The sequence below is a fragment of the Lentzea nigeriaca genome (genome assembly GCF_016907955.1).
Classification (GTDB): Bacteria; Actinomycetota; Actinomycetes; order Mycobacteriales; family Pseudonocardiaceae; genus Lentzea; species Lentzea nigeriaca.
Genome location: NZ_JAFBCX010000005.1, coordinates 368,058 through 386,941, shown reverse-complemented (window position 1 = coordinate 386,941; position 18,884 = coordinate 368,058). Strand labels below are relative to the sequence as shown.

The 18,884-nt window shown below is 69.3% G+C and carries 22 protein-coding genes and 1 pseudogene; 13 read left to right on the top strand and 10 right to left on the bottom strand.

From position 1 onward, the window contains the following. Positions 1 to 3 precede the first annotated feature (3 nt). Positions 4 to 195 (bottom strand): cold-shock protein, encoded by a 192-nt coding sequence (locus JOD27_RS19945; protein ID WP_189258207.1) that lies wholly within the window; start codon positions 193 to 195, stop codon positions 4 to 6. Between the two features lie 62 nt (positions 196 to 257). Here JOD27_RS19945 and JOD27_RS19940 point away from each other — a divergent pair, with 62 nt between their 5' ends. Continuing rightward, positions 258 to 1,790, top strand: a complete 1,533-nt coding sequence (locus JOD27_RS19940; RefSeq protein ID WP_204763728.1) for an LVIVD repeat-containing protein — start codon at positions 258 to 260, stop codon at positions 1,788 to 1,790. Here JOD27_RS19940 and JOD27_RS19935 read toward each other — a convergent pair. The 3 genes from JOD27_RS19935 to cofC form a co-directional block, all read right to left on the bottom strand. Beyond that, positions 1,712 to 2,890 carry an acyltransferase family protein gene (locus JOD27_RS19935; RefSeq protein WP_204763727.1) on the bottom strand — a complete coding sequence of 393 codons (1,179 nt, stop codon included), beginning with the start codon at positions 2,888 to 2,890 and terminating at the stop codon, positions 1,712 to 1,714. The genes JOD27_RS19940 and JOD27_RS19935 overlap by 79 nt on opposite strands. A gap of 160 nt (positions 2,891 to 3,050) precedes the next feature. Then, positions 3,051 to 4,025, bottom strand: coding sequence for a hypothetical protein (locus tag JOD27_RS19930; protein ID WP_204763726.1), 975 nt, complete (start codon positions 4,023 to 4,025; stop codon positions 3,051 to 3,053). Positions 4,026 to 4,078: 53 nt separating this feature from the next. Then, positions 4,079 to 4,717, bottom strand: coding sequence for a 2-phospho-L-lactate guanylyltransferase (gene cofC / locus JOD27_RS19925; protein ID WP_307830220.1), 639 nt, complete (start codon positions 4,715 to 4,717; stop codon positions 4,079 to 4,081). Between the two features lie 222 nt (positions 4,718 to 4,939). On the opposite strand from cofC, the gene JOD27_RS19920 reads away from it, so the two are divergent. The 4 genes from JOD27_RS19920 (at position 4,940) to JOD27_RS19905 (ending at position 8,301) form a co-directional block, all read left to right on the top strand. Continuing rightward, on the top strand, positions 4,940 to 5,647 hold the full coding sequence (locus JOD27_RS19920; protein ID WP_204763725.1) for a lysophospholipid acyltransferase family protein: 708 nt from the start codon (positions 4,940 to 4,942) through the stop codon (positions 5,645 to 5,647). Between the two features lie 4 nt (positions 5,648 to 5,651). Continuing rightward, the gene (locus tag JOD27_RS19915) at positions 5,652 to 6,662 is read left to right on the top strand and encodes an NAD(P)H-dependent glycerol-3-phosphate dehydrogenase (RefSeq protein ID WP_204763724.1); all 1,011 of its coding nucleotides are present in this window, start codon (positions 5,652 to 5,654) and stop codon (positions 6,660 to 6,662) included. Beyond that, on the top strand, positions 6,659 to 7,723 hold the full coding sequence (locus tag JOD27_RS19910) for a cystathionine gamma-lyase (RefSeq protein ID WP_204763723.1): 1,065 nt from the start codon (positions 6,659 to 6,661) through the stop codon (positions 7,721 to 7,723). The genes JOD27_RS19915 and JOD27_RS19910 overlap by 4 nt, the downstream gene beginning before the upstream one ends. Positions 7,724 to 7,842: 119 nt before the next feature. Further along, positions 7,843 to 8,301 carry a cysteine dioxygenase gene (locus tag JOD27_RS19905; protein ID WP_204763722.1) on the top strand — a complete coding sequence of 153 codons (459 nt, stop codon included), beginning with the start codon at positions 7,843 to 7,845 and terminating at the stop codon, positions 8,299 to 8,301. Here the strand turns inward: JOD27_RS19905 and JOD27_RS19900 are convergent. Continuing rightward, the gene (locus tag JOD27_RS19900) at positions 8,282 to 8,926 is read right to left on the bottom strand and encodes a pyridoxamine 5'-phosphate oxidase family protein (RefSeq protein ID WP_204763721.1); all 645 of its coding nucleotides are present in this window, start codon (positions 8,924 to 8,926) and stop codon (positions 8,282 to 8,284) included. The genes JOD27_RS19905 and JOD27_RS19900 overlap by 20 nt on opposite strands. 67 nt (positions 8,927 to 8,993) lie before the next feature. Between JOD27_RS19900 and pdxR the strand changes: the two genes are divergently transcribed. Further along, entirely contained in the window at positions 8,994 to 10,364 is a 1,371-nt protein-coding gene (pdxR, locus tag JOD27_RS19895) for a MocR-like pyridoxine biosynthesis transcription factor PdxR (protein WP_204763720.1), read from the top strand. Here the strand turns inward: pdxR and JOD27_RS19890 are convergent. Beyond that, a pseudogene (locus JOD27_RS19890) lies at positions 10,348 to 10,758 on the bottom strand (hypothetical protein); the annotation flags it as partial. The gene pdxR and the pseudogene JOD27_RS19890 sit on opposite strands and share 17 nt — an antisense overlap. A 78-nt stretch (positions 10,759 to 10,836) precedes the next feature. After that, on the bottom strand, positions 10,837 to 11,022 hold the full coding sequence (locus JOD27_RS19885; protein ID WP_204763718.1) for a hypothetical protein: 186 nt from the start codon (positions 11,020 to 11,022) through the stop codon (positions 10,837 to 10,839). A 60-nt stretch (positions 11,023 to 11,082) separates the two neighbouring features. On the opposite strand from JOD27_RS19885, the gene JOD27_RS19880 reads away from it, so the two are divergent. Then, positions 11,083 to 12,135 (top strand): D-alanine--D-alanine ligase family protein, encoded by a 1,053-nt coding sequence (locus JOD27_RS19880; RefSeq protein ID WP_204763717.1) that lies wholly within the window; start codon positions 11,083 to 11,085, stop codon positions 12,133 to 12,135. Here the strand turns inward: JOD27_RS19880 and JOD27_RS19875 are convergent. Both JOD27_RS19875 and JOD27_RS19870 read right to left on the bottom strand, forming a co-directional pair. Then, complete coding sequence (locus tag JOD27_RS19875; RefSeq protein ID WP_307830219.1) at positions 12,132 to 12,695, bottom strand: DUF3515 domain-containing protein; 564 nt, start codon at positions 12,693 to 12,695, stop codon at positions 12,132 to 12,134. The genes JOD27_RS19880 and JOD27_RS19875 overlap by 4 nt on opposite strands. A gap of 19 nt (positions 12,696 to 12,714) precedes the next feature. Then, positions 12,715 to 12,948 carry an Lrp/AsnC ligand binding domain-containing protein gene (locus JOD27_RS19870; protein ID WP_089925682.1) on the bottom strand — a complete coding sequence of 78 codons (234 nt, stop codon included), beginning with the start codon at positions 12,946 to 12,948 and terminating at the stop codon, positions 12,715 to 12,717. A 97-nt stretch (positions 12,949 to 13,045) separates the two neighbouring features. On the opposite strand from JOD27_RS19870, the gene JOD27_RS19865 reads away from it, so the two are divergent. Genes JOD27_RS19865 through JOD27_RS19845 form a run of 5 tightly spaced genes read left to right on the top strand, consistent with a single transcriptional unit; the run spans position 13,046 to position 16,905 of the window. Then, complete coding sequence (locus tag JOD27_RS19865) at positions 13,046 to 14,014, top strand: thiamine-phosphate kinase (protein WP_239567696.1); 969 nt, start codon at positions 13,046 to 13,048, stop codon at positions 14,012 to 14,014. A 55-nt stretch (positions 14,015 to 14,069) separates the two neighbouring features. Continuing rightward, the gene (locus tag JOD27_RS19860; RefSeq protein ID WP_239567694.1) at positions 14,070 to 14,480 is read left to right on the top strand and encodes a GNAT family N-acetyltransferase; all 411 of its coding nucleotides are present in this window, start codon (positions 14,070 to 14,072) and stop codon (positions 14,478 to 14,480) included. Between the two features lie 10 nt (positions 14,481 to 14,490). Further along, positions 14,491 to 15,012 (top strand): gamma carbonic anhydrase family protein, encoded by a 522-nt coding sequence (locus tag JOD27_RS19855; protein ID WP_204763715.1) that lies wholly within the window; start codon positions 14,491 to 14,493, stop codon positions 15,010 to 15,012. A gap of 16 nt (positions 15,013 to 15,028) precedes the next feature. After that, positions 15,029 to 15,703 (top strand): uracil-DNA glycosylase, encoded by a 675-nt coding sequence (locus JOD27_RS19850; protein ID WP_307830218.1) that lies wholly within the window; start codon positions 15,029 to 15,031, stop codon positions 15,701 to 15,703. Between the two features lie 26 nt (positions 15,704 to 15,729). Beyond that, positions 15,730 to 16,905: an MFS transporter gene (locus JOD27_RS19845; protein ID WP_204763713.1), complete on the top strand. Its 1,176-nt coding sequence runs from the start codon at positions 15,730 to 15,732 to the stop codon at positions 16,903 to 16,905. Positions 16,906 to 16,920: 15 nt separating this feature from the next. Here JOD27_RS19845 and rpmB read toward each other — a convergent pair whose 3' ends face one another. After that, a complete protein-coding gene (gene rpmB / locus JOD27_RS19840) occupies positions 16,921 to 17,112 on the bottom strand; it encodes a 50S ribosomal protein L28 (RefSeq protein WP_030467945.1) in 192 nt (63 codons plus the stop codon). A 147-nt stretch (positions 17,113 to 17,259) separates the two neighbouring features. Here rpmB and JOD27_RS19835 point away from each other — a divergent pair, with 147 nt between their 5' ends. Further along, positions 17,260 to 18,870 (top strand): DAK2 domain-containing protein, encoded by a 1,611-nt coding sequence (locus JOD27_RS19835; protein ID WP_204763712.1) that lies wholly within the window; start codon positions 17,260 to 17,262, stop codon positions 18,868 to 18,870. Positions 18,871 to 18,884: the final 14 nt, after the last annotated feature.

The following is an 18,884-nucleotide window of genomic DNA, read 5'->3' as shown; positions in this document are numbered from 1 at the left end:
TCGTCACAGGACCGGCATGCGAAGCGCGGTGACCGCCCCGTCGGGACTACGTTCGAGGGTCACCCGCTGGCCCGGACGCAGCATTCGCCAGCCACCCGCAGTGACCGCGGCCGCGCTCACATCGACGAGAACGCCGTCATCGCGCAGGACGACGGCAGAGCCGTCGCTGTTGAACGTGGACACGGTCGCCTGCACAGCCGAAATGCTAGACGTTCGGACCTACACGTCTCATTCGAGCCGCTGCCAGGGTCGAGTGCATGAAGGTTCTAGCCACATTGACTGCGGCGACCCTGTTGGCCTTCACCACGGCAGGACTGGCTTCGGCTGCGGCCGCCGAGCCCACGACTCCGAAGGTGGACAAACCACGCCTGCAGGCGGCAGCGAAGAACGTGCGCCTGAAGGCCGCCCTGCCCGACTCGGCACGCGCGATCTCGATCGCGTTCGCCCAGTACGGGCCTCGCGACGTGGCGTTCGTCAGCCTCGAAACCGGGCTGAAGACGTTCGACGTCACCGATCTCGACCATCCGAAGCTCCTCGACCACCTCACCAAGGAGGAGATGGCGCTGCCGGGTGACGACCCGACGAAGCGCTTCTGGGAGAACGAGGACATCAACGTCGATCCCGTGCGCAAGCTCGCGTTCCTCGCGCGTGAGGTCAACTCGTTCGGCCGCACCCTGCCTGGCGACCGCCCGACCGGCAACTACATCGTGTCCGCTGTGGACCCGGCCGACCTCAAGGTCCTGGCTTTCCATCGGCAGGACACCGGCCACACGACCACCTGCATCAACGACTGCCAGTTCCTGTGGACGGCAGGACGCGACCGGTCGGACGCCAAGACCGGGCGGATCTTCGTCACCGACATCCGCGATCCTCGGAACCCGAAGGAACTGCCGGTCTCGATCGACGTCCGCGGCAAGGCGGGCGAAGGCAAGATCACGCACGACGTTCAGGTCGACGCGCTGGGCATCGCGTGGGTCGCGGGCGACAACGGCACCCGCGGCTACTGGACGCGCGGCCGGCACCGCGATCCGCTGAGCGGGAAGTTCCGCGAGGCGACGGCGTGGGACCCCATCGCCTACGCGGGCGGCAACGTGCCGAAGGTCGACATGCCGACCTCGTTCACGCACAACTCGTTCCGCCCGGTCGGCGCGACGCTGGCCGACGGTCCCCGACCCACACCGGAGAATCCGCCGGGCAGCCTGTTGCTGCACACCGAGGAGGCGTTCGGTTCGCCCACCTGCAAGACCGAGGGCCGGTTCGTCATCTCGTCGCTGAAGGGCTCGTACAACGGCGAGGGCTGGAGCACGCAGCCGTTCGAGATGAAGACGGTCGGCGTGTGGAGCCCCGACGACCAGGAAGGCACCATCCCTGGTGACGTCGAGTGCTCCGCGCACTACTTCGACGTGAACAAGCGGATCGTGGCCTACTCCTGGTACGAGCAGGGCACGCGGTTCCTCGACATCTCCAACCCGGCCAAGCCGATCCAGATCGGGTACTGGAGGCCGGACGCGGCGGTGTCGTGGGCGCCGTACTGGCACAAGAACAAGGTCTTCGTCGCCGACATCTCGCGCGGCGTCGAGATCCTGGAACTGGAGAAGGGGGCCTACGAGGCGCAGGAGAGCGGCACGAACGTGACACTCACGGCGCACTACGCGAAGGAACTGGCCAGGGAGAGCGGACGCGACCGCGTGCCGCTCGCCCCGAACCCGTTCTACGGCTGGGCCTGCCCGATGCTCGCGAGCCGCGGCGACTCGGACTGCGGCGCGGGAGCCTGCGGCGCTCCCTGCTGAGTCTGCTGCTGGGCAACGGCTGCCCTGACGGCGGCCGCCGCGCGCTGGCGGGTGATCACGCGCCGGCCGAGGTTGATCATCGGGATCTCCACGGTCGTGTGGAGAACGCTCGCCAGCGCCAGGCCCAGTGCCGTGACCACCACGGACTGTCCGATGCCGGACAGAGCGGGCCAGAAGAACGCGAGGATCGTCGCGGCGATCGTCTGCACGAGGTAGAGCGAGTACGAGCGCTCACCGACGAACTGCATCGGCTTCGTCGACAGGAAGGTCGTGGCCGGTCCGGGCGAGATCAACGCGGTGAGCAGCACCGCGGTCGCGAGCGCGTAGACCGGGATGACCAGCACGTGACCGGGAACTCCGTTGATGCCGTCGAGGAACGCGGCGATCGGCTTCACGCTCAGGTGCACACCGACGAATCCAATCGCGACGACGACCTGCGCGACCGGGTTCGTGAGCGGGCGCAGCAGCTCGAACCCGCGCCTGCTGTGCAGCGCGATGGCGAGCAGGACACCGGTGAGGATCGAGAAGTAGTGCAGCGGCCAGCCGGGGTTGCTGTGCGACACGGTGAAGTTGACGACGGCGAGCGCGAGCAGCATGCCGAGGACGGCTGCACCGGCGCGGCGCTTGAGCACGACGGTGCCCAGCGCGATCGCCACCAGCGGCCACACCAGGTAGAACTTCTGCTCGATTCCCAGCGACCACGACTGGCCGTACGGGCTGGAGCCCGCGAACTCGTTGGTGAACGTCAGGAAATGCTTGAGCGCAGGGCCGATACCGTTGCTGACGAACGTGCCGGCGATCGCGGAACCGGCAGCAGTGACCAGCAGAACCACGAAGTACACCGGCAGAATCCGGAACGACCGCCGCAGGTAGAACTCCTTGAGCGCGATGCGGCCCGTGCGGCGTTCCTCGCGCAGCATCAGCGTCGTGATGAGAAAACCGCTCAGCACGAAGAACATCTGGACTCCCGCCCAGCCCTGCAACCAGTCCGGTCCCCCGTAGTGGAAGAACACCACCAGTACCGCGGCAATGGCGCGCAGGCCGTCGAGAGCGGGAAAGCGGCGCAACGCCAGGTAGTCGGCGTGCGTCAACGACTTCATGCAGGTACACCTCTGGGCAAGCGTCGGGGAACAGCGTCGGGGATACGCCGTTTGCATCAAGGGATACGGACGTAAAGGTGCCGGGGTTCCCCGGTGAGTTGCCCTGAACAACATTTTCGTGTTGTTCGTCACTACTTCGGCAGCGCGACCAACAGCCGCATCAGCACTTCGGCAGCGCCGAAAGCGACGACAGGGGAGCGGCCGCCGCGATGTTCCCGCCCTGCTGTGTCAGCGCTCCGCCGTGCACCTCCAGCCAATAGGAGTCGTCGGTGGTGTGGACGGTCGCGCCGCTGCGGATGTCCGTGACGTACGACGACCCCGACTGCCACGACACGAAGTCACCGCTGACCCGCGGGAACACGATGCCCTCCGTCCTGGACGCGCTCTTGATCCCGGCGAGCTCGCGCGGCTCGGTCCAGTCCTCTCGCCAACCGTGCAACTCCTCACCCTGCGCCCACACCACGGTGCGGCCGTCCGACGCCGCGCTCCCGCTGGGCCGCGCGTTCTTCAGCTGGTCGGGCAACGCCGTCTCGGCCCGGAACTTCCCCTCCTGCAGCCACATCACCGCGTCGCCGAGGAACACCGGCTCCTTGCCCTGGCCGACGATCCTGTCCTTCTTCTTGGCGAGGTCGTAGACGTGCACGCCTTTGCCGTCGGACCAGGCGGCTTTGCCGTTGTGCAGCACGGCACCGCTGTCGCCGATGCGCACGGGAGCGCCGTCGTTGCGCGAGTCCCATGCGTAGGTGGTCGTGGTGCGGTCGGACGGGCTCGGTGTCGTGGAGAACGTCACCCAGCGGCCGTCGAACTCGACGCCGACGAGCTGCGCGTCGTCCTGCACCGCCATGACCTGCTGGCGTTTCCCGCTGTCGCGCAACACGAGTTCGGTGGTCCGGTTGCGGGTGGTCTTCACCAGCCGCACGTCGGCCTTCTCGTTCGCGCCGACGACTGTGACCTTCTCGTGCGAGCCGACCTCCGCGGAGTTGCGGGCCAGCTCGTCCTTCCAGTCCCGGGGCAGGTCCACGCGGCACGAGTCGAGCTCGCTCGGTGCGGTGTAGCCGGATGGCCGGTCGATCGGTACGGCGGCGACACAGCCCGCGATGGCCGTGATCGCCGCCAGCGCGATGAGCGCTCGCATCAGTCTCCCAAGTCGTGATCACCCCAGCGACCCGGAAGACGCGTGACGATCGCTCAGGTTGTCCAGGCGGGCAAGGCGTTCGCGGTGTGCGCGCCGAGACCGAGCGTCAACGCGAGGCGCAGATCTTCTTCCGTGTCCACGTCACAGCGCAGCGACGGCCACGGCCCGAACAGCGCCACCGCACCGGAAATCCGGTGATGGCCGGCCGACCCGACACCGAACCGCGGGTCGAGCTCTCCGCCGGGTGCGGCGAGGAGCAACGTCGTTCCCGTGCCCTGCCGGTCGGGGACGAACGCGCGGCGGTCCTGGGCCGCTTCGAGCGCCGCCTGCAGTTCGCCCGGCTTGAGCGCGGGCAGGTCGGCCTGGAGCGCGCCGACGCGGTCCGACCGGAGCGCGCTGGCGCCGTGCTCCAGCGCCGCGTTCAGTCCTGGCTCCGCCGGCTCCGGCACTGCCTCCACGCCCAGCGCCGCCATCTCGGCGGCGACGGCCGGGTCCGATGTGATCGTGACCACGCGACGGACACCGGGCGTCGCCAGGGCGGCGCTCACCGTGTCCATGGCGAGCGCGAGCGCCAGCGCCGCGTGTGACACCGGATCTCCGCCGGTGGCGCTGGTCAGCCTGGTCTTGGCCCTGTCGAGCGTTTTGACCGGAACCACGAGGTCGACTTCATCCCGCACCTCGTCATAGTCCACGATCTGACGACGAGTGCGTCGACCACCAACCCTTGCCCCTCGATTTCGCCGGTCAGACGGGTGCGTCGCGATGCCGACCCCGCCCGCCATAGTGGACATATGGGCGGCGGGGGTGGACATCGCGAGGTGCCCTGCTGCACGCCGGAAGCGAGGGGTGAGGATTGTGGCCGGGGCACTAATGTGCTCCTGGGCGCAGATCTAGCAGGGTGAGGAGAGCTCCACGTGGCCAAACGGGAGAAGGGCGGGTTCTGGGTCGGCGTCGCCGCGACGATCGTCTACCCGCTGTCGGGCCTGCTGGGCAGGCGGAAGTACCTGCACGGCGACCGCGTCCCGCGCCAGGGTTCGGCGCTGCTGGTCATGAACCACATCTCGCACCTCGACCCGATCTACGACGCGGTCTTCGTGCACCGGCACGGCCGGGTGCCGCACTTCCTCGCGAAGCACAGCCTGTGGAACATCCCGGTCGCCAACAAGATCCTGCTGGGCACGCGGCAGATCCCGGTCTACCGCGGCACCACGGACGCGCAGCAGAGCCTGCGCGCGGCGCACGAGGCGCTGGCGAGCGGCGACCTGGTCGTGATCTACCCAGAGGGCACGATCACCAAGGATCCCGAGAGCTGGCCGATGAACTCGCGCACCGGCGTCGCCCGGCTCGCGCTGCAGCACGACGGCCCGGTGATCCCGATCGCCCGCTGGGGCACGGTCGACATCTACGACCACTACAAGAAGAAGTTCCGCCCCTTCCCCCGCAAGACGGTCACCTACCTCGTCGGTGAGCCGATCGACCTGTCCGAGTTCAAGGGGCGGGAGGAGTCGCTGGCCGTGCTGCGCGAGGTCACCGACCTGCTGATGAACCACGTGAAGGACCTCTTGTCCGAGGTGCGCGGCCAGCAGGCACCGGAAGGCTTCTACGGACCGAGGAAGGCCTGAACCCATGGCAATCGAACGCGTTGCGGTACTCGGCGCCGGTTCGTGGGGCACGACGTTCGCGAAGGTCATCGCGGACTCCGGCCCCGAGGTCGTGCTGTGGGCGCGGCGGCAGGAGGTCGCGTCGACGATCACCGAGACCCGCGTGAACGCCGACTACCTGCCGGGGATCTCGCTGCCCGCGAACCTGGCGGCCACCGCGGATCCGGCGAAGGCGCTCGACGGTGCCGACGCCGTGGTGCTGGCCGTGCCGTCGCAGACGTTGCGGGTCAACCTGTCGGCGTGGAAGGAGCTGCTGCCGGCGGACGCGACCCTGGTGTCGCTGTCCAAAGGTGTCGAGCTCGGCACGCTGAAGCGGATGAGCGAGGTGATCCGCGAGGTCGCCGGCGTCGACGAGTCCCAGGTGGCCGTGGTGTCCGGGCCCAACCTGGCCAAGGAGATCGCCGTCGGGCAGCCCACCGCGACGGTCATCGCGTGCACCGACCACGACCGCGCGGTCGACCTGCAGCAGGCGTGCTCCAACTCGTACTTCCGCCCGTACACCAACACCGACGTCGTCGGCTGCGAGCTGGGCGGTGCGTGCAAGAACGTCATCGCGCTGGCGTGCGGCATGGCGGCGGGCATGGGCTACGGCGACAACACGATGGCGTCGATCATCACGCGTGGCCTGGCCGAGACCGCACGGCTCGGTGCGGCTCTGGGCGCGGACCCGCTGACGTTCGCCGGGCTGGCCGGTCTGGGCGACCTCGTCGCGACCTGTGCGTCGCCGTTGTCGCGCAACCGGACCTTCGGCGAGCGGCTCGGCAGGGGCGAGACTCTGGAGCAGGCGCAGGAAGCCGCGCACGGTCAGGTCGCCGAGGGCGTGAAGTCGTGCTCGTCGATCCGCGAGCTCGCCGCGAAGCACGGGGTGGACATGCCGATCACCGAAGGCGTGCACCAGGTGTGCCACGACGGGTTGAGCGTGCGGGACCTCGGTGCCGCGCTGCTCGGCCGCGACCGGAAGCACGAGCGCCAGTGAGCGAACTCGGAGACGGCACGCGGGTCGTGCACGCGGTCGAGGCTGTGCCGGGTGAACCGTTCGGCGCGCAGCCGGTGTTCGCGTCGGTGTACCACCTCGGCGGGCAGGACACCTACGGCCGGACCGGCAATCCCACGTGGCGCGCTCTGGAATCCGTGCTGGGATCGCTGGACGGTGGCGAGTGCGTCGTCTTCCCGTCGGGGATGGCGGCGATCTCCGCCGTGCTGCGGACGGTGCTGTCCACAGGGGACACTCTGATGCTTCCGTCCGACGGGTATTTCGTCGCCCGGCGGTTCGCGTCCGAAATGGACATCAACGTCGTTCAGGTGCCCACGGCCGGACCGTATCCGTCCTTCGAGGACGTGCGGCTGGTGCTGCTGGAGTCGCCGTCGAACCCCGGTCTGGACGTGTGCGACATCGCCACGCTGGCCGACGCGGCGCACGCGGCGGGTGCGCTCGTGGCCGTGGACAACACGACCGCGACACCGTTGGGGCAGCGGCCGCTGGAACTCGGCGCCGACATCGTGGTGTCGTCCGACACCAAGGCCGTCGCCGGGCACAGCGACGTCCAGTTCGGACACGTGACGGCGGCTTCTCCTGACCTGGCCGCCTCGTTCCGGGACGCGCGGGCGTTGAGCGGCGCGATCCCCGGCCCGTTCGAGACCTGGCTGACGCTGCGCGGCCTCGGGACCCTGGACCTGCGGCTGGAACGGCAGGCCAAGAACGCCGCCGCGCTGTACGAGCTGCTCTCCGGCCGGGTCGCCGGGTTGCGCTGGCCGGGTGCCGCCGAGGACCCGGCACACCTGCTCGCGGCGCAGCAGATGCGGCGGTTCAACGGCGTGCTGACGTTCGAGCTGGAGTCGGCGGAGGCCGTGGAGACGTTCCTGGCGAAGTCGAGGCTGGTGTCGGCGGCGACGTCGTTCGGCGGTCTGCACTCGACGGCGGACCGCCGTGCGCAGTGGGGCGACCCGGTGCCCGAGGGCCTCGTGCGGTTCTCGGCGGGGTGCGAGGACACGCGGGACCTGGTCACGGACGTGTCTCAAGCTCTGGGCCTGGTTTGACAGAGGGTCGGAAGTTCCGGGACCCTCTCGGGCATGTCCTTCAACGCACTGTGTTGTACCAGGCGATAGTCCCGCGTCCTCTTTTCGCGCATTCGCCATGGTTAGGACTGTTTTCCATCATGTTCGCCGTTCCCGAGAACACCGTCGTTCTGCCTGAAAACTCCGCGCTGCTGCACCCGGTCCGGGTGGCCCTGACGTGGGCGGCCGACCGCGACCGCTGGAAGCACCTGCTCCGGTACGACCCGGAGGAGCGCTTCTCGGCGTTGGTCGACAAGACCGACGACCAGGAGATCTGGCTGATGAGCTGGCTCCCCGGTCAGACGGCCTCGCTGCACGACCACTCCACGACCACCGGTGCGTTCACCGTGGTCAGCGGCATGCTGACCGAGGTGGTGACGACCCGCATCCAGGTCGTGCACTCGCTTCAGACCGGTCAGTCGCGCGTGTGGGGGCCCGGCTACGTGCACCAGGTGCGCAACGACGGAGTGGATCCGGCGGTGTCGATCCACGTCTACCGCCACGGCACCCGCGCCATGACCCCCTACCGCTACGACCCGGTCAACGGCCCCGTGCGCTGACGTGCGGCGGCACCGGCTTGTCCGTCTCGTGCGGCACCGGCGCACCCCACGTCTGAACCAGCGGCATGTGCCCGGCCCACACGAGGTTCGCCTCCAGGTCAGAGGGCTCCTCGCCAGGACCGCCCTCGCGCACCTTCACGCTCGCCTCGGTGAGGTCGATCTCCAGAGCGGCGGTCTGGGCGAGCTCCTTCTTGGACGGTGAGCGCGCGTAGTCCCAGCTGCCGGGCGTGACGTGCTCGACGATGACCTTCAGCGCGTGCTCGGGGTCCTCGGCGATCTTCGCGGTGCCGTGGATGATCGCCGATCGGTAGTTCATCGAGTGGTGGAACACCGACCGCGAGTACACGACCCCGTCCACCAGCGTCACCGCGACGCAAACCTGCTTGCCTTCCAGCATGCTCCTGATGGAACGTGAACCCGTCGACCCGTGCAGGAAGATGCGGTTGCCGTCCCGTCCGTACGCGGTGGGGATGAGGAACGGTGCCCCGTCGACCTCCACGGCGAGGTGGCAGACCAGACCGGCGTCGAGGATGTCGTAGAGCACTTGGCGGTCCTGGACGGCTCGCTTCTTGCCGCGGACGACGGTGCTGCGCGGGGTGGGGGAGAGCTGCAGGTCAGTGGTCATGTTTCTACTGTGACCCGGCAAGTGGCATCATTGAAGCGCCATTTTCTGTCGATCTTAGAAGGCCACTTTGGCTGAGACCGCGCTTCCCGTCGCGTTGGACCGCGAGTCCGCCGAACCGCTCGCCGTCCAGCTCGCCGACGCACTCCGCTCCGCCGCGTCCGAGGGCCGGCTGCGCGCAGGCGACCGTCTGCCGTCCACGCGCGCGTTGGCCGAATCGCTCGGTGTCTCCCGCACGGTCACCGCCGCCGCCTACGAACAGCTGCACGCCGAAGGCTGGATCGCGGGCCGTCACGGCTCCGGCACCTACGTCACGACGACGCCGCCCGGTCCGTTGCGCAAGCGTGCGCGCAAGGCCGCCGTGCCCGCCATCGCCGACTTCGTCGACCTCAGCACCGGCGCACCGTGGGCAGCCGGCCTCGACCGCGCGGCCTGGCGCAGGGCGTGGCGAGCCGCGGCCGACGCGCCACCGCTGTCCCGTCCCGAACGCGCAGGCCTGCCCGAATACCGCGAGGCGATCGCCGAACACCTGCTCCGCCACCGCGGCCTGGCCGTCAACGCCGACCCGGTGCTCGCGACGGGCGGCACGACGGCGATGCTGACCGAGATCGCGGTGGCCGTGCTGCAGCGCGGTGACGCCGTGGCCGTCGAGGAACCGGGCTACCAACGTGCCGTGAGCGTCTTCCGCGCGGCGGGCATGAAGGTCGTCCAAGCCGCTGTCGACGCGGAAGGGCTGCTCCCCGAGGCGGTTCCGCCAGGTGTTCGCGCCGTCTACTGCTCGCCGGCCCACCAGTACCCGCTCGGCGGCCGCATGTCGGCGGGACGCAGGGTCGCACTGGTCGAGCGCGCGCGCCGCGACGGCTGGCTCGTCATCGAGGACGACTACGACGGTGAGCTGCGCTACGACGTGGCACCGCTGCCGTCACTGGCCGCGCTGGCCCCGGACGTCGTGGTCCACCTCGGCACCACGAGCAAGATCCTCACCCCGACGCTCGGTGCGGGCTGGATGGTCGCGCCCGAGCACATCGCCACGACGATCCTCGAATACCGCGACCTGACCGGCACCAGCCCGGCGGCCGCTGGCCAGCGGGTCGTCGTCGAGCTGGCCCGCACCGGCGACCTCGGCCGCCACCTGCGCAAGCTGCGGCGCGAGCTGTCCGAGCGCCGCGCGTTGATCGTCGACACGTTCGCGGCCGCCGGAATCACGATGATCGGCGACGACGCGGGCGCGCACGTCGTGGTGCTGCTGCCGAGCCTCGACCGGGAGCGGGAGGTCATGAAGCTCGCCCTCGAACGGGGTCTTCGGGTCGACGGCCTGGCCAGGCACTACGTGAACCGGGCCAGGTTCCACGGGCTCGCGATCGGGTACAGCGCGTGCTCGCGGGAGCAGCTGGTCTCCGCGCTGCCGATCCTCACCGAGTTGATCAGACAGAACGGCTGACCGTCGTCAGCTCCCTGGTCGGGACGAAGCCGCGCAGCGAGTTGGTCCTGGTCATGAGTGCGGCGACCCCGCCGGTGGCCTCCTCCACCGCGGCGACCACGTGTCGTTCGACACCGATCGCCCGCACGTGGGCCTCGAACCCGCGCAGCATCTCCGTGCGCGACCACGGTGACATCTTCTGCACCGACGGCAGCAGCTGCTCCGACTGATTCACCTCGGCGACGGTGAGCCGCTGATCCACGTCGGAGCTGCCGACCAGGAAGCCGCGTGCCAGTGCCCAATGCTCGCCCGCCGTGCCCTTGACCACCTTGGCGCTCGCCATCCGGTTCAGGCCGCGGGCCCGCGGCTCGGGCCGCAGCGCCTCCAACAGCGCCGTGCCGATTCCCTGCCTGCGGTAGCGAGGGGCACCGTGATCGAGCCCACCGCCAGCCGCTCGCGCAGTCCCGTGGAGGTGCTGCCCACGACCTCTCCATCACGCAGTGCGACGAGACGGACGAAGTCGCTGAAGTCCGGACTGGCCTTCCCGCAGCGACCCGATGATCTGCCCCTGGCTCGGCACCGGTTCGCCGGGACGGTCGACGGCCTGGGCGGCGATCCGGACGTCGGCGTAGCCGCCCAGTTCGGCGTCGTCGTCCAGGTCGAGCAGTTTGATCTCCACCTGCACGAGGGTAGAACTGGTCGGCAGGCACAATCGCCCAAACGGGTAGGGTCGGGCCCCATGACGCAGCGCAAGACGAGGGTGGCCGTGGTGTTCGGCGGCCGCAGCTCCGAGCACGAGGTCTCCTGCCAGTCCGCCAAGAGCGTTCTGCCTCACCTCGACGCCGACCGCTTCGAGGTGGTGCCCGTCGGCATCACGCCGCAGGGGCAGTGGGCACTCGGCACGGACCCGACCGCGCTCGAGGCGGGCACCGGCAACCTCCCGACGCTGCGCAACCGCACCGACGTGGTCGCGGTCGAACCGGGCCAGGCGCTCAAGGACGTCGACGTGGTCTTCCCGTTGCTGCACGGCGCGTGGGGTGAGGACGGCACCATCCAGGGCCTGCTCGAACTGGGCGGCCTCCCGTACGTCGGGCCTGGGGTGTTCGCGAGCGCCGCCGCGATGGACAAGATCTTCGCCAAGAAGCTCTTGCAGGCGGAGGGCCTGCCGGTCGGCAGGTTCGTCGCGCTGGACCGTGCCGCCACCACACTGACCCTCGACGAGCGCGAGCTCCTCGGCCTGCCGGTGTTCGTGAAGCCGTCGCGCGCCGGGTCGTCCGTCGGCATCTCCAAGATCAGTGACTGGGCCGACCTCGACGCCGCCATCTTCGAGGCCCGCCAGCACGACCCCAAGGTCATCATCGAGGCCGCCGTGCCGAACGCGCGCGAGATCGAGTGCGCGGTCCTGGAGTTCCCCGACGGCCGCATCGAGGCCTCGTTGCCCGCCGAGCTCCGGCCGGTCGCCGAGGGCGTCGAGTGGTACGACTTCAACGCCAAGTACGTCGACGACTCCTACGAGGCCGACATCCCGGCGAAGCTCGACGACGACATCACCGCGAAGCTGCGCGAGATGGCCGTCACCGCGTTCAAGGCGCTCGACTGCCAGGGACTGTCCAGGGTGGACTTCTTCCTCACCGAGGACAACGAGCTGATCATCAACGAGCTCAACACGATGCCCGGTTTCACGCCGATCTCCATGTACCCCAAGGCGTGGGAGGCGACCGGGATCGACTTCGGCTCGTTGCTGACGACGCTGATCGAGACGGCGGTCGCCCGCGGATCAGGCCTGCGCTAAGGGGTGGTCTTGACCGGCTGCTTCGGCAGCAGGTCGCGCACCGTCGTGGAGATGTCCTGCAACGGTCCGGTGCCCGCGTCGTCGGGCACCGTCAGCGCCACGTACACGCCGCGGTCCACGATCACCCACGTCGAGCTGCCGGAACCGGGCAGCTGCAGCCACTGCACGTCCGAGATCACCCGCAGCTGCGAGGTCGGCGAGAGCTCGGCCGGCCTCGGCAGCCCGCATCGCAACACCACCGGATCGTGTTTGGCGTCACCCCACGCGACCGCGGCGGGCGGCGCGGGTGACGCGATCTCGCGGCGCGGCAGCATGTCCTTCCCGGACGGCAGCCCCACCGGCAGCTTCTCGATCAGCGACGTGCATTCGGGCGAGGCCGCCGAAGGTGCGTCGATCGAGACCAGCGCGAGGGGACCCGTGCGACCGGGTACGTCCTCCGTTTGGTTTCCCGTGCCCAGCACCAGACCGAGCGTGGCGATACCGATGGCGAGCAGCACGGCGAGCCCGACCGCCGCGAGCAGCGGCCGGGACAGCGCCGACGTGGATTCCTGCTGAGTCACCCAGTTATGACAACACGGGCTAGAGATGCACCACTGGGCAGGTCAGTGTCCGCGTGATGCCTTCGACGTTTTGAATGCGCGCGACCACGAGCTGGCCGAGCTGGTCGACGGTGTCGGCCTCAGCGCGGACGATGACGTCGTAAGGACCGGTGACGTCTTCAGCGGTGGCTACCCCGGCGATCCCGGAGATCTCTGAGGCGACTGCAGCGGCCTTGCCGACCTCGGTCTGGATGAGGATGTATGCATGCACCACGGCGTGCCCCTTCGTCGCGACAGGTTGGGTCGAGGTAGGAACGTGTCACGCAACGTACCCCAGTTGGGGTTCCGAATGCTCAGATTGGGAGGCAACTTTGCGTCCGGAGCCGCCGCGCGACGCGGAGACGGTCGCCGACGTGGGTGAGTTCCATCTCATCCACCGGGTGACGACCGGTCGGGCGCAACCCGAGACGACGATCCTCGGGCCGGGTGACGACGCGGCCGTGGTCGCCGTTCCCGACGGGCGGGTCGTCGCCTCGATGGACGTGCTGGTCGAGGGCGTCCACTTCAGACTCGACTGGTCCACACCCGAGCAGGTGGGCCGAAAGGCGGCCGCGGTGAACCTCGCCGACGTCGTCGCGATGGGAGCGCTGCCGTCCGCTCTGCTCGTCGGGTTCGCCTGCCCCGCGGACACCCCGGCGTCGGTCGTCGAGGGGATCATGTCGGGCCTCTGGGAGGAGGCGGCGAAGGCCGGCGCGGGCGTCGTCGGCGGCGACATGGTCAGCTCCGCCACGTTGGTGATCTCGATCACCGCGATGGGTGACATGAACGGCCTGGAGCCGATCACGCGGTCCGGCGCGCTCGTCGGTGACGTCGTCGCGGTGACCGGACGGCTCGGCTGGGCGGCCGCCGGACTGGCCGTGCTCGGGCGTGGTTTCCGCTCGCCGGTCGGCATCGTCAACGCCCAGCGCACGCCGGAGCCGCCGTACGAGGAGGGCCCGAAGGCGGCGGAGGCGGGGGCCACGTCGATGATCGACGTCTCGGACGGCCTGCTGCAGGATCTCGGCCACATCGCGGACTCGTCGGGCGTGGCGATCGACATCCGCACCGAGCTGCTGCCGCTGCACCCGCGGCTGCTGGACGTCGCGTCGGCGCTCGGCGGTGACGCACGGCACTGGGCGCTGACCGGAGGCGAAGATCACGCTCTCGCGGCGACGTTCCCAGGTCCGAAGGCCGTTCCCGAGGGCTGGACGACCATCGGCACGGTCCGCGCGGGCGAGGGCGTGACCGTCGACGGCCGGGTTTACGAGAAACCCCCTGGCTGGGAGCACTGGCGCGCGTAGACTGGTCGATGTGGAACTATGCACGCGCGCGTATGATCATCCAGACTCCGTGAAGATGATCGCCGATCTCCAGCAGGTCTACGTCGATCTGTACGGCGACGTGGACATCACGCCGGTCGACCCGGCGCAGTTCGCCGCACCGCTGGGCTACTTCGTGATCGGTTACCTCGACGACGTTCCTGTCGCATGCGGCGGCTGGCGCGTGAACGACGAGGTCGAGGGCGCCGCCGAGATCAAGCGGATGTACGTGGTCGACGCCGCGCGCGGCCGGGGTCTCGCGCGCCTCCTGCTCGCCCACCTGGAAACGACCGCGCGGGAGGCGGGTCTGCGGCGGATGATCCTGGAGACCGGCCTCCGCCAGCCGGAGGCGATCAGCCTGTACACCTCCAGCGGTTACGAGCGGATCCAGAACTTCGGCGTGTACCGGGACCACCCGGAGAGCCGCTGCTTCGGGAAGCCGTTGTAGGTTCGGCCGCATGGCCATCTATGCGTTGGGGGAGTACACGCCGCAGATCCACCCGGACGCGTACGTGCACCCGGATGCGACGGTGATCGGTGACGTGCGGATCGGCGCGCATTCCTCGGTGTGGCCCCAGGCCGTGCTGCGCGGCGACTACGGCCGCATCGTCGTGGACGAGCGCACCTCGATCCAGGACGGCACGGTGATCCACTGCACCGAGGTTCACCCGGTGCACATCGGCTCGTCGTGCGTCATCGGCCACAACGTGCACATCGAGGGCGCGACGATCTCCGACGACTGCCTGATCGCCTCGGGATCCGTGGTGCTCAACGGTTCCATCGTCGAGAAGGGCGCGATCGTCGGCGCAGGCGCGGTGGTCTCGTTCGACGGCCATGTTCGTGAACGCACGATGGTTCTTGGCGTTCCGGCTCGCGAGCGTGCTGGATATGTTGTGCCAGAACAGGCTTGGGCGTTCATCGTCGAGAAGTACGTGCAGAACATCGGTTTGTACCGGGAGAAGCTGCGCCGTTTGGATTGAGATAGGGTTCACAGCCGTGGCTCGTCCCCTCAACGAAATCGTCGAAGCCGGCTGGGCTGAAGCTCTCGCCCCCGTTGCTGACCAGATCGCCGCCATGGGTGAGTTCCTGCGCGCGGAGGTCGCCGCCGGCCGCACCTACCTGCCATCGGGCGACAACGTGCTGCGCGCGTTCAAGCAGCCGTTCCACCAGGTGAAGGTGCTGATCGTCGGACAGGACCCGTACCCGACGCCCGGCCACGCGGTCGGCCTGTCGTTCTCCGTCGCCCCCGACGTGCGGCCGATCCCCAAGTCCCTGGTCAACATCTACAAGGAGTACGCGGAGGACCTCGGTCACCCGCTGCCCTCCAACGGCGACCTGACCCCGTGGTCCGAGCGCGGCGTGCTGCTGCTCAACAGGGCGCTGACGGTGCAACCCGGCAAGGCGAACTCCCACCAGGGCAAGGGCTGGGAGGCCGTGACGGAGCAGGCGATCAAGGCGCTGGCAGCTCGTGACGCACCTTTGGTCTCGATCTTGTGGGGTCGCAACGCCCGCAACCTGCGTCCGTTGCTCGAGCCGTTGCCCTGCATCGAATCCGCGCACCCGTCACCGCTGTCCGCGCACGCCGGGTTCTTCGGCTCGAAGCCCTTCAGCCGCGCCAACGAACTGCTGGAGAAGCAGGGCGCGGAGCCGATCGACTGGAAGCTCCCGTAGTTCCGCACGCTCGGCGTGATCTGACGTTGACGGCCGCAGGAGCGGCCGTCTCCGAGTTCGGCAACTCGTTGGCGCTGCTCGTGCTGCTCTTCTGGGCCACGCCGATCAGCTCGTTGCTGGTGGCCGCGATCCTGGTAGCCGAACTGCTGCCGCTCGTGCTGGGCGCGCCGCTTGCGGGTGTGCTCGTCGACCGGCTGCCCAACCGCAGGCTGCTGATCATCGCGCTGCTCTTCCAGGGCGTCGCGATCGCGGCCATCGCGCCGTTGCTGGGGCAGCCGGTCTTCGTCGTGGCGCTGGTGCTCGCCTCGGGTTGCGGTCGAGCGATCGCTGCGCCCAGCTTCTCGGCCCTCGTGCCGCACATCGCGGGCGAGGAAGAGGCCACCCGCGGCTATGCCCTGCTCGGTACCGCTCGCAGCGCCGGCAACATCGCCGGGGCAACCGGTGGAGCGCTGCTCGCCGGGTTCTTCGGTTATCCGGCCGCGATGCTGATCGACGGCGCCACCTTCTTCGTTTACGCGGCGCTGCTGGCGTTCGTGCGATCGGAACGCAGGCCTTCCGGCGAGCACTCGTCGCGCCCCAGCGCACTCACGGGCATCCGGCACGTGCGGCGGGATCCTGTGCTCTTCGCGGCGATCGTCGGGCTCGCGTTCTTCGTCGGCGCGGTCGTGGTGATCAACGTGGCCGACCCGGCGTTCGTGAGGTTCGTGCTGCACGGCGACGAGTTCCTGCTGGGCGCCATGCAGGCGTGCTGGATGGTCGGCATCCTCGCCGGCAACCGGCTGGCCGCACGGCTGGAGACCGTTCCGCAGGTCGCCTACGCCCTCGCCATCTCGGGCATCACCACGGGGATCGCGGTGCTGATTCCGGCCACGTTCCCGTACGTCGTGGCCGCCGGGACCGGGTGGCTCATCGGTGGCATTTCCAACGGCGTCGACAACGTGACGATGAACGCGATCGTGCGCCTGCGCACACCCGACGAGATGCGCGGGCGGGCGTTCGCGGCGGTCGGGTCGATGGTGACGGGCGCGAACCTGCTCGGCACGGCAACCGCAGGCGTGTTGTTACTGGTCATGGGCCCGCGAACGGTGTTCGCGCTGGGCGGTACCGGAGCGTTGCTCACCGGTGTCGTCTGCCTCGTGTTCGTGCACAAGGCCCTGAAACGCGAGAGGAGCCCGGCCGAAGCCGGGCTCCTCTCGAACTAACGAGCTGTGGCGTTATCAGCCGCGCACGACCTTGCCGGCCTTGAGGCACGAGGTGCACACGTTGATGCGCTGGCGCTGCGAGGCCGAGACCTTCGCGCGCACAGACTGGATGTTCGGGTTCCAGCGGCGGTTCGTCTTCCGCTGGGAGTGCGAAACCGAATGGCCGAAGCCCGGCCCCTTGCCACAGACGTCGCACACGGCAGCCACGTCAGCCACTCCTTCAGGTTCCTCAAGCGGGTGTCTCGCGTCCCGGTGGGCGCGCAAGCGTGCACAAGCCTCAACCGGGCACGGCAACCCAATCAGGGTAGCCGGTGGCCTCACCCGCGACCAAACCGGGTGGATACTCTCGCCGCCATGCAGGTCATGGATGCGGTCGCGGTGCGCAGGTGGGCGGACGCGTGCGTGCGGTCGTTGGACGCCAATCGGGAGTCGATCGACCAGATCAACGTCTTTCCCGTGCCGGATGGTGACACAGGCACCAACCTGCTCCACACGATGCAGTCGGCGCTCGACGCGCTGCTGCGGGCGCCCATCTCCACGGTGGGTGACGCGCTGTCCGCGCTGGCCCGCGGCGCGCTGGCCGGGGCGCGCGGGAACTCCGGGGTGATCCTGTCCCAGGTGCTCAGGGGCCTCGCGGAGTCCGTGCAGGAGGTCTCCGTCGTCAGTGGATCCGCGCTGCGCAAGGCCCTGCACCGGGCCGATGAGCTGGCCACCGCCGCGGTGTCCAAGCCCGTTCCCGGCACGGTCCTGTCGGTGCTGCACGCTGCCGCGGAGGCCGCGCGTGACTGCCCGTCGGACGAGCTCGACGAGGTGGTGATGGCGGCGTCGCGCGCGGGTGCCGTCGCGTTGGCCGACACGCCGCGCCAGCTCGCGGTGCTGGCCAAGGCCGGTGTCGTCGACGCCGGCGGACGCGGCCTCGTTGTGTTGTTGGACACACTGGCCGCGGTGATCACCGGGCAGACCGTGGAAACGCCGATGGACGCGCCGTTGCTGCCGCGCACGCCAGAGTCGCTGACGACCGAGCGCGAGAGCGGGTCGTCGGAGTTCGAGTACGAGGTCATGTACCTGCTCGACGGCTCCTCGGAGGAAGCGGTCGGGGAGCTGCGCACGTCGTTGAACCTGCTCGGCGACTGCGTGTCGGTCGTCGGTGACGGTGGTTCGCTGTGGACGGTGCACGTGCACTGCAACGACATCGGCGCGGCCATCGAGGCGGGTGTGCGCGCTGGGCGTCCGCATCGGATCACGGTGGCGCGGTTCGCCGACCAGATCGCGGCCCAGGCTTCGCGGTTCGTGCGCGACCGGGCGATCGTGGTGGTGGTGAGCGGGGCCGTGGACCTGTTCCGCGCGGAAGGTGCCACGGTGTTCGACCTGGCTTCGACGTCGGCGACGCCCACGGACCTGTTGTCGGCCATCGTGTCGACGCGCGCGCGTCACGTCGCGGTGCTGCCGGGTGATCCGGACATCCGCGAGGCTCTCGACGAGGCCGTGGCGTACGCACAGGCCGCAGGGCAGGACGTGGTGGTGGTGCCGACGTTCTCACCCGTGCAGGCCCTCGCGGCGTTGGCAGTGCACGACGCGTCTCGCCGCGCTGGTGACGACGTTGTCGCCATGGCCGAGGCCGCCGCCGCCACGCGCCGTGGCGAGTTGTCGATCGCCGCCGACGAGGCCATCACGTGGGTGGGCCGCTGCCAGCCGGGCGACCTGCTGGGCATGCTGGACGGCGAGGTCGTGCTGATCGAGCCGGGCCCCGCCACGCCCGAGTCGTTGATGGACCTGTCCTGCCGTCTGGTCGACCGCATGCTGACCAGCGGCGGCGAGCTCGTGACGGTGATCCTCGGCGCCGACGCCCCGCAGGGCCTGGTCGACGTGGTGGAGGACCACCTGCGGGTGACCCATCCGGAGGTCGAGGTGACGGCTTATCCAGGCGGCCAGCCGGACACGGTCATTTTTGTCGGTGTCGAGTAGTTCAATGGGACGCG

Excerpts from the sequence above, each read along its gene's own strand:
- JOD27_RS19940 (WP_204763728.1), top strand. The coding sequence starts at position 258 with ATGAAGGTTCTAGCCACATTGACTGCGGCGACCCTGTTGGCCTTCACC.
- JOD27_RS19935 (WP_204763727.1), bottom strand. The coding sequence starts at position 2,890 with ATGAAGTCGTTGACGCACGCCGACTACCTGGCGTTGCGCCGCTTTCCC.
- JOD27_RS19930 (WP_204763726.1), bottom strand. The coding sequence starts at position 4,025 with ATGCGAGCGCTCATCGCGCTGGCGGCGATCACGGCCATCGCGGGCTGT.
- JOD27_RS19915 (WP_204763724.1), top strand. The coding sequence starts at position 5,652 with ATGGCAATCGAACGCGTTGCGGTACTCGGCGCCGGTTCGTGGGGCACG.
- JOD27_RS19905 (WP_204763722.1), top strand. The coding sequence starts at position 7,843 with ATGTTCGCCGTTCCCGAGAACACCGTCGTTCTGCCTGAAAACTCCGCG.
- JOD27_RS19900 (WP_204763721.1), bottom strand. The coding sequence starts at position 8,926 with ATGACCACTGACCTGCAGCTCTCCCCCACCCCGCGCAGCACCGTCGTC.
- JOD27_RS19880 (WP_204763717.1), top strand. The coding sequence starts at position 11,083 with ATGACGCAGCGCAAGACGAGGGTGGCCGTGGTGTTCGGCGGCCGCAGC.
- JOD27_RS19860 (WP_239567694.1), top strand. The coding sequence starts at position 14,070 with ATGATCGCCGATCTCCAGCAGGTCTACGTCGATCTGTACGGCGACGTG.
- JOD27_RS19855 (WP_204763715.1), top strand. The coding sequence starts at position 14,491 with ATGGCCATCTATGCGTTGGGGGAGTACACGCCGCAGATCCACCCGGAC.
- JOD27_RS19835 (WP_204763712.1), top strand. The coding sequence starts at position 17,260 with ATGCAGGTCATGGATGCGGTCGCGGTGCGCAGGTGGGCGGACGCGTGC.